Annotated in this window: 20 protein-coding genes and 2 tRNA genes; 20 read left to right on the forward strand and 2 right to left on the reverse strand. The window is 41.5% G+C overall.

Translation table 11 applies throughout. The annotated features are described in order from the left end of the window. Window position 1 precedes the first annotated feature (1 nt). Window positions 2-589 carry an OmpA family protein gene (locus tag BuS5_RS07285; protein ID WP_027354460.1) on the reverse strand — a complete coding sequence of 196 codons (588 nt, stop codon included), beginning with the start codon at window positions 587-589 and terminating at the stop codon, window positions 2-4. A 428-nt stretch (window positions 590-1,017) separates the two neighbouring features. Here BuS5_RS07285 and BuS5_RS07290 point away from each other — a divergent pair, with 428 nt between their 5' ends. The 15 genes from BuS5_RS07290 to purQ all read left to right on the forward strand — a co-directional run bounded on the left by BuS5_RS07290 (window position 1,018) and on the right by purQ (window position 10,136). Then, entirely contained in the window at window positions 1,018-1,191 is a 174-nt protein-coding gene (locus BuS5_RS07290; protein ID WP_274428169.1) for a HepT-like ribonuclease domain-containing protein, read from the forward strand. Window positions 1,192-1,211: 20 nt separating this feature from the next. Continuing rightward, window positions 1,212-2,060, forward strand: coding sequence for a diaminopimelate epimerase (dapF, locus tag BuS5_RS07295; protein ID WP_027354458.1), 849 nt, complete (start codon window positions 1,212-1,214; stop codon window positions 2,058-2,060). A gap of 33 nt (window positions 2,061-2,093) precedes the next feature. Continuing rightward, window positions 2,094-2,696: an IS607 family transposase gene (locus BuS5_RS07300; RefSeq protein ID WP_274428124.1), complete on the forward strand. Its 603-nt coding sequence runs from the start codon at window positions 2,094-2,096 to the stop codon at window positions 2,694-2,696. Further along, entirely contained in the window at window positions 2,696-3,181 is a 486-nt protein-coding gene (locus BuS5_RS07305; protein WP_274428125.1) for an RNA-guided endonuclease InsQ/TnpB family protein, read from the forward strand. The genes BuS5_RS07300 and BuS5_RS07305 overlap by 1 nt, the downstream gene beginning before the upstream one ends. Continuing rightward, the gene (locus BuS5_RS07310) at window positions 3,178-3,528 is read left to right on the forward strand and encodes an RNA-guided endonuclease InsQ/TnpB family protein (protein ID WP_232223100.1); all 351 of its coding nucleotides are present in this window, start codon (window positions 3,178-3,180) and stop codon (window positions 3,526-3,528) included. Before BuS5_RS07305 ends, BuS5_RS07310 begins: the two co-directional genes overlap by 4 nt. A 26-nt stretch (window positions 3,529-3,554) precedes the next feature. After that, window positions 3,555-4,721, forward strand: a complete 1,167-nt coding sequence (locus tag BuS5_RS07315; protein ID WP_027354628.1) for an LL-diaminopimelate aminotransferase — start codon at window positions 3,555-3,557, stop codon at window positions 4,719-4,721. Then, window positions 4,722-5,216 (forward strand): 2-amino-4-hydroxy-6-hydroxymethyldihydropteridine diphosphokinase, encoded by a 495-nt coding sequence (gene folK, locus BuS5_RS07320; RefSeq protein WP_027354627.1) that lies wholly within the window; start codon window positions 4,722-4,724, stop codon window positions 5,214-5,216. Between the two features lies 1 nt (window position 5,217). Beyond that, window positions 5,218-5,487 (forward strand): YHS domain-containing protein, encoded by a 270-nt coding sequence (locus BuS5_RS07325; RefSeq protein ID WP_051375035.1) that lies wholly within the window; start codon window positions 5,218-5,220, stop codon window positions 5,485-5,487. 257 nt (window positions 5,488-5,744) lie between these two features. Beyond that, window positions 5,745-6,389, forward strand: coding sequence for a fructose-6-phosphate aldolase (gene fsa / locus BuS5_RS07330; RefSeq protein WP_027354626.1), 645 nt, complete (start codon window positions 5,745-5,747; stop codon window positions 6,387-6,389). Beyond that, on the forward strand, window positions 6,364-6,969 hold the full coding sequence (gene pgsA / locus BuS5_RS07335; protein ID WP_274428126.1) for a CDP-diacylglycerol--glycerol-3-phosphate 3-phosphatidyltransferase: 606 nt from the start codon (window positions 6,364-6,366) through the stop codon (window positions 6,967-6,969). The genes fsa and pgsA overlap by 26 nt, the downstream gene beginning before the upstream one ends. A 66-nt stretch (window positions 6,970-7,035) precedes the next feature. Then, a tRNA-Gly gene (locus BuS5_RS07340) sits at window positions 7,036-7,110 on the forward strand. Between the two features lie 7 nt (window positions 7,111-7,117). Continuing rightward, window positions 7,118-7,192: transfer RNA gene (locus BuS5_RS07345), tRNA-Cys, on the forward strand. 91 nt (window positions 7,193-7,283) lie between these two features. Then, window positions 7,284-8,510 carry a tryptophan synthase subunit beta gene (gene trpB, locus BuS5_RS07350; protein ID WP_027354624.1) on the forward strand — a complete coding sequence of 409 codons (1,227 nt, stop codon included), beginning with the start codon at window positions 7,284-7,286 and terminating at the stop codon, window positions 8,508-8,510. Further along, entirely contained in the window at window positions 8,503-9,267 is a 765-nt protein-coding gene (gene trpA / locus BuS5_RS07355) for a tryptophan synthase subunit alpha (protein WP_027354623.1), read from the forward strand. The genes trpB and trpA overlap by 8 nt, the downstream gene beginning before the upstream one ends. Before the next feature lie 44 nt (window positions 9,268-9,311). Then, window positions 9,312-10,136: a phosphoribosylformylglycinamidine synthase I gene (gene purQ, locus BuS5_RS07360; protein ID WP_027354622.1), complete on the forward strand. Its 825-nt coding sequence runs from the start codon at window positions 9,312-9,314 to the stop codon at window positions 10,134-10,136. 20 nt (window positions 10,137-10,156) lie between these two features. Here the strand turns inward: purQ and map are convergent, their stop codons facing one another. After that, window positions 10,157-11,044, reverse strand: coding sequence for a type I methionyl aminopeptidase (gene map, locus BuS5_RS07365; RefSeq protein WP_027354621.1), 888 nt, complete (start codon window positions 11,042-11,044; stop codon window positions 10,157-10,159). 224 nt (window positions 11,045-11,268) lie between these two features. Here map and BuS5_RS07370 point away from each other — a divergent pair, with 224 nt between their 5' ends. The 5 genes from BuS5_RS07370 to rpe are packed head-to-tail and all read left to right on the forward strand — an operon-like array spanning window position 11,269 to window position 15,971. Beyond that, a complete protein-coding gene (locus BuS5_RS07370; RefSeq protein WP_027354620.1) occupies window positions 11,269-12,792 on the forward strand; it encodes an HD domain-containing phosphohydrolase in 1,524 nt (507 codons plus the stop codon). Between the two features lie 10 nt (window positions 12,793-12,802). After that, a complete protein-coding gene (gene def / locus BuS5_RS07375) occupies window positions 12,803-13,312 on the forward strand; it encodes a peptide deformylase (protein WP_027354619.1) in 510 nt (169 codons plus the stop codon). Next, on the forward strand, window positions 13,313-14,299 hold the full coding sequence (gene fmt / locus BuS5_RS07380; RefSeq protein ID WP_232223099.1) for a methionyl-tRNA formyltransferase: 987 nt from the start codon (window positions 13,313-13,315) through the stop codon (window positions 14,297-14,299). A gap of 20 nt (window positions 14,300-14,319) precedes the next feature. Next, entirely contained in the window at window positions 14,320-15,294 is a 975-nt protein-coding gene (locus BuS5_RS07385) for a PASTA domain-containing protein (RefSeq protein WP_035265983.1), read from the forward strand. A 20-nt stretch (window positions 15,295-15,314) separates the two neighbouring features. Then, entirely contained in the window at window positions 15,315-15,971 is a 657-nt protein-coding gene (gene rpe / locus BuS5_RS07390) for a ribulose-phosphate 3-epimerase (protein ID WP_027354616.1), read from the forward strand. The last annotated feature ends 21 nt before the right edge of the window (window positions 15,972-15,992 follow it).

Raw genomic sequence — 15,992 nt, forward strand, 5'->3', positions numbered from 1 at the left:
CTTATTTTTCAAGCTGAATCTCAACCCGGCGGTTAACTTGTTTGCTTGCCGCTGAGTTGTTGGGCACCAGCGGTAAGGCTTCGCCGTAGCCCACGCTTCTAAGCCTGGATGCTTCGACTGGAAAATTTGCCAGGATATAATTTAGTACGGAGAGGGCTCGGTTTAAACTCAGTATCAGGTTATAGGCATCGCTGCCGTCCGAGTCTGTATGGCCTTTAATTATAATTGTTTTATCGCTTAACTTTTTATCTGTAATTGCTTTGGCAAGTTCATTCAGCAAGGTGAAAGAGGATCTTCGGATAAGATAGGAGTTATAGTCAAATTCAATTTTCATGTTTACCCGCGGAGAGGTGTCATTTTTTGTAACAATAATGGTTTTTTCCACAATCTGGTGTTCATCTTTTTCCACGACTTTGATGTCACGGGATTTTATTTTTGAATTCGGGACAAATCCTCTTGTTTTGACCGCTGGACGGGTCAGCTTTTTTACGATTTCATCCGCCGTATCTTGAAACATATCTTCCTGGGCACGGAGCGCGGCAGCAGGAAAGATTGTCACCAAAAAAATCGTCAATAATAATGTGCGCATAATTCCTCCGTTGTTTTTTTATTCATTATTTTTACGCGAACCCTTCGGAAGGTTATAATTTGCGTTACTGTCTGTCCTGCTTTATACATGTAGACGCCATTAAACCGGTTTTCTTCAAAAAAATCAACTTAAGGCCGAATTGGCCCAGATTCCACACGACCGGTTCATCCCCATGACTGTGGGGAACATGGCCCCAGATATAGAATAAAAGTCCATAGAATAAAAGTCCGCCAATGCCGGCGGGGCCAATGTAAGCAATTAAACAATTGATCAAACGTTCGGCAAGATTGCTGTCATTCTAAATGTTTTTGTAGCCAATAAACTATTGTAAAAACGTATTTTTGCCTGTAAATGATGTCATTAATGTTGATTGAACCTAAAAAATGATTTTCAATACAGCCCTAACCCGGCTCGGTCAGAAAATGCGGATGCTCCCTGTGAGGAAGAGTTACCCCCCCCATGCGCCATGGAAAGAAATGGCTGGAATGAGAGACCTGCTGATTCATGCTTTGGTGGATTATTATCTTGTCCGGCGAACAATTAAAGAACGTTTGTTTCAGTTAAAAGAAGATATACATAAAATACAGAAAAATATTGCCTGATAAGGCAGGTGGTACTATATATGAAAAAAATAAATTTTTTAAAACTGAGCGGCAGCGGTAATGATTTTATAATTATCGATAATAGAAAAAATATTATTGAAGAAAATAATCTGCCGGAATTCATAAAAAAAGTCTGCCGCCGCAAGATGTCTGTGGGTGCAGATGGTCTAATCCTGATAGAGGATACTGAGACTGCTGATTTTAAATGGCGGTTTTACAATTCAGACGGCAGTAGTGCGGAGATGTGCGGAAACGGGGCGCGATGTGCAGCGCGTTTTGCTCTTTTAAATAATATCGCCGGCAAAAAAATGGTCTTTGAGACTATTGCCGGACGGGTGAACGCAATCGTAAATCAGGAAACTGTAAAGATCGGCATGCCGAATCCTTTTGATGTGAGAATCGGCTATGCACTCGCTTTGTCAGGCGGCCCCTTGAAGCTTAGCAGCATCAATACCGGGGTTCCCCATGTAGTTGTAATTAAAGATAGCATTGATGATATCGATATAGTTAAAACTGGCAAGGAGATAAGATACCATAAAGATTATGCTCCGGCGGGAACCAATGTCAATTTCGTAGTCCGCCTTGATATGGATTTGATTGGAATCAGAACCTACGAAAGGGGGGTTGAAGATGAAACTCTCGCCTGCGGCACCGGTTCTATTGCGGCCGCGCTTGTAATGGCCGGTATTCAAGGAATGGAATCTCCTGTAAAGGTTAAAACAAAAAGCGGTGGTATTCTTGTAATTCATTTTAAAAAAACAGCAGACAAGTTTACGGATATCTTCCTTGAAGGCGACGCGCGTGTAATATATAAAGGCGAACTTATGGAAGATGCCTGGAAAAGTTTAGGAGCTATAAATAGTTATTGATATTTTATTCATTTTTATTTATAATTATCTATTATGAGTAAAATATATAGAATAAACGAATTTGCAAAAAGAATAGGAAAATCAGCCTCAACATTAAGACGTTGGGACACAGAGGGTAGGTTGATAGCCAAGAGGACACTTACAGGTCAAAGATATTACGATGAATCAGATGTAAGGAAAATTTTAGGTATTAAAGATATTGATCGAAAAACTATTGTGTATTGTCGTGTGTCCTCTTCTAACCAAAAAGATGACCTCAAATCTCAAATAACAGCAATGGAACAATTTTGTTTGAACTGCGGAATCGCTGTTGATGAATGGATTCAAGAAATTGGCGGCGGGATGAATTTTAAAAGGAAAAAATTTCTTTTTTTAATGTCGCGGATAGCTACCGGGGAGGTTAAAATATTAATCGTAGCTCATAAAGACAGATTATGCCGATTTGGATTTGATTTTTTTGAACATATGGCAAATGAAAATGGATGCAAAATAAAGGTGGTAAATCAAGAATCTTTGTCCCCTCATCAGGAAATGGTCGAAGATTTAATGGCAATTATTCATACTTTTAGTTGCAGGTTATACGGCTTACGCAAGTATAAAAAAAACATAAAAAAAATAATCCAGGAAATTGAATAGTGAACATTCAATTGGCCCATAAAATCGAACTTAAACCCAATGACGCGCAGAAAGGCTATTTTGCAAAAGCGTGCGGCATATCAAGGTTTACGTGGAATTGGGGACTGGCTGAATGGAAACGGCAATACGAAGACGGATTGAAGCCAGCCGGATTGGAGCTGAAAAAACAGTTCAACGCTATTAAAAAAGAACTATATCCTTGGGCTTTTGAAGTGCTAAGAGATGCCAACAGTCAGCCGTTCAGTAATTTACAAACGGCATTTAACCGGTTTTTCAAAAACAGTTCAAAATATCCTCAATTTAAAAAGAAAAGCGTAAATGATAGTTTTTATATTGCCAATGATAAATTCAAGGTTGAAAAAAAGAAAATTTACATTCCAAAATTAGGTTGGGTGAGAATGCGGGAATGCTTAAATATTTCCGGTAAAATTTTATCAGCAATGGTGAAGTCTTTGAAGGGCCGAAGCCGCATAATGCCCTACTGAATAGATTAAGACGGTTGAACAAATCATTATCCAGAAAGGTCAAAGGGTCTAATAACTGGAAAAAAGCAAAGCTAAAGTTGTCACGATTACATATGAAGATTGGTAATATCCGTAAAGATGCCCTTCACAAACCAACTAATCATCTGGTTTGTGAATACGACATTATCGGGATTGAAGATCTAAACGTGAACGAGATGTCTAAAAACCATAAATTAGCCGGATCAATTTTGGATATGGGATTTTATGAGTTTAAACGTCAACTTGAATATAAAGCTTTGATTGCCGGGGTCAAAACTGTTCAAGCTGACAGATTTTATCCGTCTTCAAAACAAGGTAAGAATGAGTAAGAAGAAAGGAACAGCAATAAAGTCAGATGAAAATTGAAAAATCAGAAAGGTTGAAAAGCCTGCCTCCGTATTTGTTTAAGGAGATTGACAGGCAAAAGGATGAGGCCAGGGCACGGGGTATAGATATAATAGACCTGGGAGTGGGAGATCCGGATATGCCGACTCCACCCCACATAATAAGAGAGCTGGAAAAAGCCGCCAATGATCCGGCTAATCATCAGTACCCGTCCTATACAGGCATGGATGCTTTTAACAAGGCTGTTGCAGGATGGTATGAAAAACGGTTTAAGGTGGATCTGGATCCGTCAAAAGAGGTGGTTACGCTAATCGGGTCCAAAGAGGGGATTGCTCATATACCCCTTGCCTTTATCAACCCTGGTGACATGGCGCTGGTTCCCAATCCCGGGTATCCTGTTTATGAAATAGGCGTAAATTTTGCCGGAGGCGATGTCTGTTTTATGAATCTTCTCAAGGAGAATGATTATCTGCCCGATTTGGATGCTGTGCCCGAGGAGGTTGCACAAAAAACGAAACTGATGTTTATAAATTATCCTAATAACCCGACATCTGCTGTTGCTGGCATGAGTTTTTTTGACAAGCTGGTATCTTACGCCAAAAAACATGATATAATAATCTGCCATGATGCCGCCTACACAGAGATGGCTTTTGACGGATATAAGCCGATAAGTTTTCTTGAAGCAGACGGCGCCATGGAAGTAGGCATGGAATTCCATTCTCTTTCAAAAACGTATAATATGACCGGCTGGCGTATAGGTTTTGCAGTCGGCAATGCTGAAGTGATCCAGGCCCTGGGTCAGGTCAAGAGCAATATAGATTCCGGAGCTTTTCAGGCCGTGCAACTTGCCGGTATCACAGCCCTTGAGGGTGATCAGACCTGTATTGATGAAATGAACGGGATTTATACTGAACGCCGCGATCTATTGGTTGATGGTCTTCGGGAACTTGGACTTACGGCTAAAAAACCTAAAGCCACTTTTTATGTCTGGATAGATGTTCCTGACGGATATACTTCCTCTGAATTTGCAAGCCATTTGCTGACAAAAGCGGGAGTTGTGGCAACACCCGGGAATGGGTTCGGGACGGCCGGCGAAGGTTACATAAGGATGGCTCTCACTGTTGATAATGAAAGGATTAAAGAAGTCTTAAAGAGAATAAAAGAGACAGGTTTTTAGGTGCAAACACATAATGTTCTGATTTCAGCAGGCTCCAATATCGGCGATAAATCAGGAAACTGCAAAAAAGGTATTTCGGCTCTTATTCGGACGGAGCGTGCCGTACTTCTTGGGGAATCGAAACTTTACAAAACCGAGCCGGTTGATTATACAGATCAGGACTGGTTTGTTAACTGCGCAATCAAAATAAGTACTCCCCTTGAACCTTTGGAACTTTTAACGGAGATAAAAAGGATAGAGTTTGAAGCAGGACGGAAAAAGGATGCTGTCAGATTCGGGCCGAGAGTTCTTGACCTTGATATTATTTTTTTTGATGACCAGGTGGTAGAATCTGATAATTTGATTATTCCGCATCCCAGGATGCATCAAAGACGGTTTGTTTTAATGCCGATTTGTGATATAGACCCGGATATTATGCATCCGGTATTAAAAAAAAGTATCCGCGCGCTGCTTGCGGAACTTGATGGCTCAGGGCAGAAGGTGTCTGAATTATAAAATGAAATTACTAATATTCCTTGCTCTAATATATTTTGGATTCAGGATGTTGAAATCCGGCCTGCAAAGAACCGGACATATAAAAAACAATGCTCGCAAAAAAGCAGGCTATGGGGGAGTTGCCGGAGAAATAGATGATGTAATGGTGCAGGATCCTTTTTGCAAAGTATATTTTCCGAAAAGAGATGCTTATCATTTAAAATACGGCGGCACAGATCTTTATTTTTGCAGCGAGGAGTGTAAGAATAAGTTTGTAGAATCAAAGAAATAATCGACGTCTTTTTATTGGGGCGTGAAAGCAGGTAACACTTTTTTTCATGTCAAAATCGGTATTTTAACCGCAGAGTACGCAGAAAGCGCAGAGGAAACTGCTTGAATTTTAATCTAATATCTCAGCGATCTCTGTGTTCTCCGCGGTTAAATCCAGTTTTTTGTGCAAAGTAAATGTAAACTGAAAAATGAAGGATGCCAAATAATTTATAGATTGCAGGTTTAAATTAAGTATGCTTATTAAATCAGGAGATAAAAATGAAATTTTTTATAGATACAGCAAATATTGATGAAATTAAGGAAGCTCACAGCATGGGGATGGTTGACGGTGTTACAACCAATCCCAGTCTGATTGCAAAAGAAGGGCGGGATTTTGAAGAGATTATTAAAGATATCTGCGAAATAGTCGATGGCCCCATAAGCGCCGAAGTGATCAGTCTTGAAACTGAAGGCATGGTAAAAGAGGCCCGGCACCTGGCTGAAATTCATGAAAATATAGTGGTCAAGATACCGATGACGGTGGAAGGGCTAAAGGCTACCAGGGTACTGTATGGTGAAGGGATAAAGACCAATGTTACCCTTATCTTTTCTCCTCTACAGGCTCTTATGGCGGCCAAGGCAGGCGCAACTTTTGCGAGTCCGTTTGTGGGACGGCTTGACGATATATCCCAGGAAGGTCTTCTTTTGGTGGAACAGATGGTCGAAATATACAGTAACTATGCCTTTGAAACCGAAGTGATTGTTGCAAGTGTTCGCAACCCGCTGCATGTGCTGGACGCAGCCCTTTTAGGCGCCGATATAGCCACCATACCCTTTAGCGTGCTTGGCAAACTGGCGGCGCATCCCCTTACTGATAAAGGTATCAAAGCTTTTCTGGATGACTGGAACAGGTCACAAAAATAATAATTTTATGAAAAAGCTTTCAAAGACAAATATAAAAGAGATCATGGTCCATCCCAACAGCTTGACCTTGTTTAGAATAGTTGTTATACCAATTATTATCATTCTGCTTATGTATCCAAACAGGTTTTGCTCATTTCTGGCAGCGCTTTTTTTCAGTGCTGCTGCGATTACTGATTATCTGGATGGGTTTTATGCCAGAACAAGGGGACTCGAAACGAGTCTGGGTAAGGTGATGGATCCGGTGGCGGACAAGTTGCTCATATCATCGGCTTTTATAATGCTTGTTTCCCTGGGCTGGATTCCGGCATGGATAGTTTGTATTATAATAGGAAGGGAGCTTGCTGTAACCGGACTGCGCAGCATAATAGCGGCAAGCGGAGAAGATGTTTCGGCATCAAGTCTGGGTAAATATAAAACAGGGTTTCAGATAGCAGCTACCATACCCCTGATGATACATTCGGAATATTTTGGAATAAATTTTCATGAGATAGGGTATGTTTTATTGTGGGGCGCTTTAATATTTACGATATGGTCAGGTGCCGATTATTTTTACAGATTTAAAAAACTCCTCAATTTATGATTGTTGTATTATCGATTTTTTTGTTGACTTGAATGCCTTCAACAGGTAAATAGATTATTTTGTTGGGCGGGAATAACTCAGCGGTAGAGTGCGACCTTGCCAAGGTCGAAGTCGCGGGTTCAAATCCCGTTTCCCGCTCCATTTTTTTGGCGGCATAGCCAAGTGGTAAGGCAACGGTCTGCAAAACCGTCATTCACCAGTTCGAATCTGGTTGCCGCCTCCATCTAATTCTTTTTTTATTCCCGGCAAGATCCCCTTTTCATTAGAAATTATCCATTTAGTTTTTTCTGCGTAACAAACAGGAGCTATTAAACATGATCAACCGTGGTTATTATGATGGATTCGGAGGAGCCTTTCTCCCTGAAATTCTTGTTGCGACCTTTGATGAACTCGACAGTGTCTTTACGCAAGCAAAAAAAGAGCCTGCTTTTTGGGAAAAATATAAGGACATAATGTCCGACTATTCATGCCGCCCCACTCCTTTGACCTTTGCAGAAAATCTTACACGGCATTTCGGAGGAGCCAGGATATATATAAAACGTGAGGATCTTAATCATACCGGGGCGCATAAGGCCAACAATGTAATGGGCCAGGGTTTGTTGGTCAAAAGAATGGGCAAAACCAGGGTGATTGCGGAAACAGGCGCCGGCCAGCATGGGGTCGCCACGGCCACAATGGCGGCCAGGTTCGGTTTTAAATGCACTATATATATGGGTGAAGTCGATATGATGAGGCAGAGACCGAACGTATTCTGGATGGAACGGCTTGGGGCTGAAGTCATACCGGTTCTTGACGGAACAAGGATTTTAAAGGATGCGATCAATGAGGCCTTCCGTGACTGGGTGACAAATATGGATACTACCCACTATGTGCTCGGCACTGCCTGCGGGCCGCATCCATTTCCGGAGATGGTATCTTTTTTTCAATCTATTATCGGCAAAGAAGCGCGTAATCAGATCCTGGAAAAGGAGGGCCGGCTTCCTGCCAGGGTTTATGCCTGTGTAGGCGGCGGATCTAATGCTTTGGGCATATTCCAGGGATTTCTTGATGACCCTGTGGAACTTGTGGGCGTGGAGGCCGGAGGACTTGGGCTCGATTCGGGACGGCATGCTTCCCGTCTTTCTTCCAAAGATGCAAGCATAGGCATTGCGCAAGGATATAAAACATATTTTCTCCAGGATAATGACGGTCAGATGAGAGAGACCCATAGTGTGGCAGCGGGACTTGATTATGTGGGTGTCTCTCCTATTCTTGCTCAACTTAAAGAAAAGGGCCGTGTACGGTTTGAATCGGCAACAGATAGAGAAGTCGTTGATGCTCTTTCCCTGGCGATGAAAAAGGAGGGGTTGATCCCTGCCCTGGAGTCTGCGCACGCTTTTGCTCAAGCATTTAAAGAGGCGCCGCACCTTTCAAAAGAATATATAATTATTATAAATCAGTCCGGCAGGGGAGATAAGGATATTTTTACGATTGCGGATGCTTTTAACGATTCGGCCTGGCAGGAATTCATAAAGGGTAAAGCGGAGGAGTATAATGCTTGAATCTTATCTGCTGAAAAAATTACAGAAAAAAAAGATCCTGTTGATGACCCATATAGTATTAGGCTATCCTAGTTTTGAAGATTCTTTCCGGATAATTGAAACCATGGTCAATGCCGGCGTCGATCTGATGGAATTACAGATACCTTTTTCAGAGCCTGTTGCGGATGGTCCGGTTATTCTCCGTGCCAATCAAAAATCCCTGGCAGGCGGGGTAACCGTAAAGCAGTGTTTTGACCTGGCAGAGAGAGTTGCCGGCAGTTTTGATATTCCTTTTCTTTTTATGAGTTATTATAATATCCTTTTTAAATACGGAGCCGATAGATTTGCAAAAAAGATGAGCGAAATCGGCCTGTATGGTGCCATTGTTCCTGACTTGCCCCCTGAAGAGGGGGGCGTCTATCTGAAAGCCATGCAAAAAAATCAGCTTGCCCCGATATTTATATTTTCACCGACCACACCGGATGAACGGCTGAAATATCTCGACTCATTTGGAGATGGTTTCGTATACTGTGTGGCCAGAAAAGGAGTAACAGGTGCAGATACCAATTTTTCGAAAGATTTGAATTCCTATCTCGCCAGATGCAGAAAAGCGACAAAGCTGCCTCTGGCTTTGGGTTTTGGGGTTAAAGAACAAAAGGATATAGATTTTTTAAAAGGCAAAGTCGATATAGCGGTTATCGGTTCTGAAACGATCCGTTTGATCGATGATAAAGGGGTTGGAGTTGTGGGTGAGTTTATCAAAAGCCTTAAAATATAGATTCCCACCTATTTTCATCCAGTGATATAAAACAGGATACTGTTATGAATAAAGTCAAGGCTCTTGTCTTAACCGGTTACGGTTTGAACTGTGATTATGAAACCGCATATGCCTTGAAACTTGCAGGTGCAAAAGCGTATAGGGTTCACATTAATTCACTCATAGACGGAACAGTGATGCTGAAGGATTTTCAGATCATGGTCTTTGTGGGCGGATTCAGTTGGGGAGACGATCACGGGGCAGGTGTAATCCAGGCTGTGCGCATGAACACCAATATTGGCGACCAGATCCTTGAATTTATTGAACATGGCAATCTTGTGCTGGGAATTTGCAACGGCTTCCAAACCCTGGTGAATATGGGCCTTTTACCGGCATTAACAAAAGACACCGATACTGAACCGGGGAAAAACAGATCAGTTGCGCTTACATGCAATGACTGCGGCAACTTCAGGGATGACTGGGTGCATTTAAAGGTTAATACCGCATCACCCTGCGTTTTTACAAAAGGATTGGACAGACTGGAATTCCCTGTGAGGCATGGAGAGGGGAAGTTCTATGCCAGTGAATCTGTCATCGAGGAATTGATTGATAATAATCAGATTGTATTAAGATATGCTTTGCCGGACGGTGAGCCGGCCGGAGGACTATTCCCATTTAATCCAAATGGATCGGTTAATGATATTGCCGGCATCTCGGACCCGGCAGGACGTATTTTCGGATTAATGCCGCATCCTGAAGCATTTAATCACTGGACAAATCATCCTGACTGGACAAAGACAAAAGAAAAGCTGAAGCGTCAAGATAAAAAACCGGATTCAGGGCCGACAACAGGCATACTGTTGTTTCAAAATGCGGTAAATTATTTTTAATATAGACCTGAGAAATCGTTTTATGGATTTAGATCAAAAGGCGTAAGACTCTCAAAACCATCTTCTGTAACCAGGATGGTCTGTTCAAACTGTGCGGAGAGTGAACCGTCCGCAGTAACTGCTGTCCATGCATCTTCAAGTATTGTTAACTCTTTCCTGCCAAGGTTGATCATCGGTTCTATAGTTATTACCATGCCTGGCGTCAATACAATACCCTCTCCCTTTTTTCCATAATGGGGGATCTGTGGAGGTTCATGGAAACCCAGACCTACTCCATGCCCTACAAATTCCCTGACAACGGAGCATCTGTTTTTTTCAGCATATTCTTGAATAGCCCAGCCTATATCTCCGATAGTGTTTCCCGGCTTCACGGCTTTAATTCCCAGACGAAGAGATTCCTTGGTTACAGAGACAATTTTTTTTGCGTTTTCACCTGGAGTCCCGACAAAGAATGTTTTGTTTGTATCGGCATAATATCCGTTTAAAATGGGTGTTACATCCACGTTTACAATATCTCCATCCTGTAAAACACGTTTTCCGGGAATGCCGTGGCAGATCACCTCGTTAATAGAAACGCAGACACTTTTCGGGAAACCACGGTAATTTAAAGGAGCAGGTATCGCGCCGTTTTTTATGGTGAATTCATGCACAAGCCGGTTGATATCGCCTGTCGTTATTCCCGGCCTTATTTTTGCTTCAACAAGGTCAAGGGTTTTTACAGCAAGCCGTCCGGCAGTTTTTATGCCCTCAATATCCGTTTTACTTTTAAGCCTGATATTATATTTTTTTAAATATAATTCCTTTATATTTTTTGTGGGCTGGAATTTTTTGCCGAAGCAGCACTTTTTAAATTTAAGCCCGCTGCCGCATGGGCAGGGATCATTCCGCCCGATTTTTATATTTTTCATTCAATATCTTCCTCTTGATTTGTTTTTTGGATAATGCTTGTTGAATAATTTCCAGAAGAAATTATATTAATATATTAATAAAAATTATATTAAATAGTGTTGAAAAATAAGCAAGAAAAAAAGATAATAGACATCTTTTTTTATTTGGTATCCATTTACGGTTAATTGTAAACTGTGAGCGGATGCGCTTGGTTAGGAACTGAGGACGAAATAACTTATATATCATGAATGATAAAGAACGAGAGACAATTCTCTTTGTGGATGATGAAGAGGGACTCGTGGAGTTGGCGGGTGAATATTTTCGGCGCAAGGGCTTTAGACTGTTTACGGCAAAAAACGGAGCAGAGGCTGTTGAAATTTTAAAACATGAGAGCATAGACTGCTGCTTTACCGATCTTAATATGCCGGGCATGGATGGCCTGGAACTTGCCGGGTATATCAGGCAATTGGATAGTTCTATTCCCGTTATTGTGGTTACCGGTTATCCTTCGCTCGACAGCGCTGTCAACACGTTGAAAAATGGTGTCGTCGATTTTCTGGTCAAGCCGGTAAGGTTCAGTATGCTGGAGGCCTGCCTTGGACGTGTTTTGCGGGAACGGCGATTATTTATAGATAATATTTTTTTGAAAAAAAAGCTGGAAGGCAAGTCACGCTTAGAGGCACTCAACCGTGAATTAACAAACAAGGTTGAAGAGCTCAATACTTTAAATATGATAATGAGCAATCTGAGCTCCATAGATGCAAGTTCAGATATTTTTAAATGTGTGACGGATTTGGCTACGGAAATAACCAATGCTGATGAATCAAGGTTTTATGTAATAAATGATGATATTCAACAACCCTTTCAGGTAGCTGCTTCTTGCGGTTCTGCCGGTGAAATATGTGATGATGGTTTGGATGATGTTGCAGAGCTTTTAATGGAGACAGTGAATGATAAAATACCGTTTCTTGTTGCTGAAAATAAAAATGTACGTGGGCTGCCTGAAAAAATTCTCTCTTTTATGGCAGTCCCTCTGAAAATTCGTGAAAGAGTTTTTGGAATATTGGTGCTCCATGTTATTGGTGGAGATACCCGTTTTGATAAAAAAGATCTTTTTTATATGTCTTTTTTGACTATGAATGCCGCCTCTTCAATAGAAAACATAGCGCTTTACGATAATATTTTTGATAATCTTTTTTCGACTTTATACGCTTTTGTCCAGGCTCTTGAAGCAAGGGATCCCTATACCAGGCAGCATTCGGACAGGGTGGCGCGACTCTCTGTGTCCATAGCCGGGGAGATGGGATGTTCAAAGGAAGAGATGGATATTATAGATTTTGCGGGACGGCTTCATGATATCGGCAAAATCGGAGTGATGGATAAAGTGCTTCTTAAACCCGGCAAGCTAACGGATGAAGAATTTGATATGATAAAAAAACATCCTGTTATAGGGGCGAAAATAATAGGGCAGTTAGGAATGTGGGACAGGGAACAGGAGATTATTAAATATCACCACGAACGTTTTGACGGAACCGGATACCCTGAAGGATTAAAAGGAGAAAAGATACCCTTTCTTGCCAGGATACTTGCAGTTGCAGATGCTTTTGATGCAATGGATTCTGACAGGGCATACAGAAAAAAGATGGAGATTGAAAGGATAATGGATATTATTAATGAAGCGGCCGGTACACAGTTCGATCCGGATGTTGTAAAAGTTTTTCAAAAGTTATATAAACAAGGTAACATTCAGCAAACCAAAAAGGAATAAGTATGGTGTTATGGAAAAGCTTGAGATTTTAACATATCCTGATAAAAGTTTACGCAATTTATCAAAACCAGTAGAAAATATAGATGGGAAAATTATCGGCCTTATAGATAGCATGACAAATATCATGTACACATCCGACGGGGTCGGCCTGGCTGCCATACAAGTCGGCATAGAAAAAAAGATTATTATTTATGATGTTGAGCAGAATAATGGAAGCAGAGATTTACAGGTGCTGATTAATCCGAAAATCATCTCAATGGAGGGAGAAAAAGTATCGGAGAATGAAGGTTGTCTAAGCCTGCCGGATTTAAGGGCCAATGTAAAACGCGCTGCATCAGTCTTTGCTAAAGGGCTCGACAGGGAAGGGAATTCCCTTGAGATTGAGGCTGAAGGATTGTTATCTGTGGTGCTGCAGCATGAGATTGATCATTTGAATGGAGTCCTTTTTATAGATCATCTTAGCGCTTTAAAAAGGAATCTTTATAAAAAGCGTGTGAAAAAAAAAATGAAAAAAGGATAAATGCCCCAAAAAAATAAGATGGGAAAAGACAAGATAGAAAAAAATAAGATAGAAAAAATTGTTTTTATGGGAACTCCTGATTTTGCAGTCCCGTCCCTGAAAGCTCTTAATCAGAATGGTTATGAGGTATCTATAGTTGTAACCCAGCCGGATCGCCCGAAGGGACGGGGTCGCAAGATAATACCGCCTCCCGTGAAATCTGCTGCTTTAAGTCTGGGATATGATATAGCTCAGCCGGCATCGGTCAGGACAGATGAATTTGCTGAACAAATTACGGCTATTAACCCTGATCTTTTTGTTGTGACTGCATTCGGCCGGATACTCCCTGAAAATATCCTTGCCATACCAAGGATAGGAGCGATCAATGTCCATGCCTCCCTCCTTCCGAAATATCGTGGTTCAGCTCCGATACAATGGGCAATAATCAATGGTGAAAAAAAAACGGGTGTTACTACCATGCTGATGGATAACGGCCTCGATACGGGCGGTATCCTTTTGAAAGATGAAACGTTGATCCTTCCTGGGGACACATCATCCATACTGCATGACCGCCTTGCTGAAATGGGGGCCGTGCTGCTTATAAAAACACTCAGGAGGATTGAATCGGATGGTTTAAAGCCTGTTCCCCAGGATGATGCTATCGCCACTTATGCGCCATTATTAAATAAGAAAGACGGTTGTATAGACTGGAAATTGCCGGCTGAAAGCATAGAATCGTTTATACGCGGTGTAACCCCATGGCCGGGAGCTTTTACATTTCACAATGATAGACGACTCAAGATATTTAAAGCCATAGCGCTGAGAACTGATATTGACGAAAATCCCGGCAGAGTAATTAAGAGTTTTCCTGGTGAGCTGATCGTGGCAACCGGAAAAGGCGCCCTCTCGATTTTTGAGATTCAGAGCGCATCAGGCAAGCGTCTTTCCATAAGAAATTTTTTACAGGGGAATCATATACCTCCCGGGACAATGCTGGGTTTAATTTAAATTTAAGAATTGCTGAAATAGTGACACCCCGCATAATAAAAACAGCCGGTTTGATTATGGTCTTTTGCCTGATAGCCGGAATTTGTGCATACCTGACCCTCAGCCTTATAGTCAGAAGTGAAGATACAATATTAGTACCTGACCTTATTAATAAAGATATTGTATATGCGCTTGAAATTTTATCGGATCTCGGCGTTAATACAAAGGTTAAGGGATCTGAGTACAGTTCTTTAATCACGAAAAATAATGTGATTTATCAGGATCCTGAACCGGGTGCTGAAATAAAAAAAGGGCGGGATGTAAGAATAATAATATCAAAGGGTCCGGAAACTATTATTATGCCTGACCTTAAAGGCATGCTTTTTCAGTCTGCTCACATAATCCTGGAAGAGAATGGTTTGATATTAAATGCGCACTCTATTACTTATAGTAAAAAAGTAAAAAAGGATGTTGTAATCGAACAGAGGCCGGGCCCGGGCAGGGTAATAAAACGGGGATCCGGCGTAAACCTTCTGGTTAGCATCGGCTCGCAGCCTGTTTTTTACAAAATGCCTGACCTTAATGGCCTTCCACTCGATGATGCAATTATATTAATCGGAAAAAGTAATTTTGTTGAAGGAGAAATAAAATCATTATTTGATGCAGATAAGCCGTTAAATTCGATCACAAGCCAGGAGCCGCCATCCGGTCATCGTGTTCTTGAAGGAACCGCAATAAACCTTGTTATAAACAGAAAATCCGGGAAAAGTTATGGAAGGAATATATATTCTGCCATAGGATGCAGCCTGTTTAGATACAGGGTAAAATGCGGTTTTTTAAAAAAACATATAAGGGTTAACATTAACAGCTATGGCGTATCAAACGATGCTTTCAATGATTTTGTAGATCCGGGTCATGAAATTCGGATTTTGATCCCAAATAATGATTCGGTGCTATTTCTGTATGTTGATGATGAGCTTGTACAAACAAAAGTATTCGATTCCTGGCAAAGATAAAAAAAGGAGATTTTTAAAAAATGAAAATAATAGCGCCATCTATACTTTCGGCGGATTTTTCCAAATTAGGCGAAGAAATAAAAGCTGTTGAAAAAGCGGGGGCGGACTGGATTCATGCGGATGTTATGGATGGTCATTTTGTGCCCAATATTACCATAGGACCGTTTATTGTTGAAGCAGTAAGCAAGATCACTCAACTTCCCATTGACGTTCACTTGATGATTGAAGAGCCGGACAGATATATACCCGATTTTATCAAAGCAGGCGCCAACTGGATTTCCGTGCATGCAGAGGCTACGGTCCACCTGCACAGAACAATTCAGCTTATAAAAGAATCCGGAGTACGCGCCGGAGTTGCACTTAATCCGGCTACTCCTTTATCTTCAATCGAGTCTCTGCTTGAAGACCTTGATTATGTGGTGGTCATGAGCGTTAATCCCGGATTCGGCGGGCAGTCTTTTATCAGGAGCAGCCTGGACAAGTTAAGGCGGCTCCGTACAATGATACAGGATAGAGGGCTTTCCACACTTATACAGATAGACGGCGGAGTCAGCCGGGATACCATCGAAGAAATTTCCCTTGCAGGCGTCGATTCATTTGTTACAGGCTCGGCTTTGTTCGGAAGCCCTGATTATAACGACACTATCTCTTATTTTAGAGAGAAAACGAAAAATTGAAATTATTGAATCCGCATTTTA

Source organism: Desulfosarcina sp. BuS5 (assembly GCF_028752835.1).
GTDB lineage: Bacteria > Desulfobacterota > Desulfobacteria > Desulfobacterales > BuS5 > BuS5.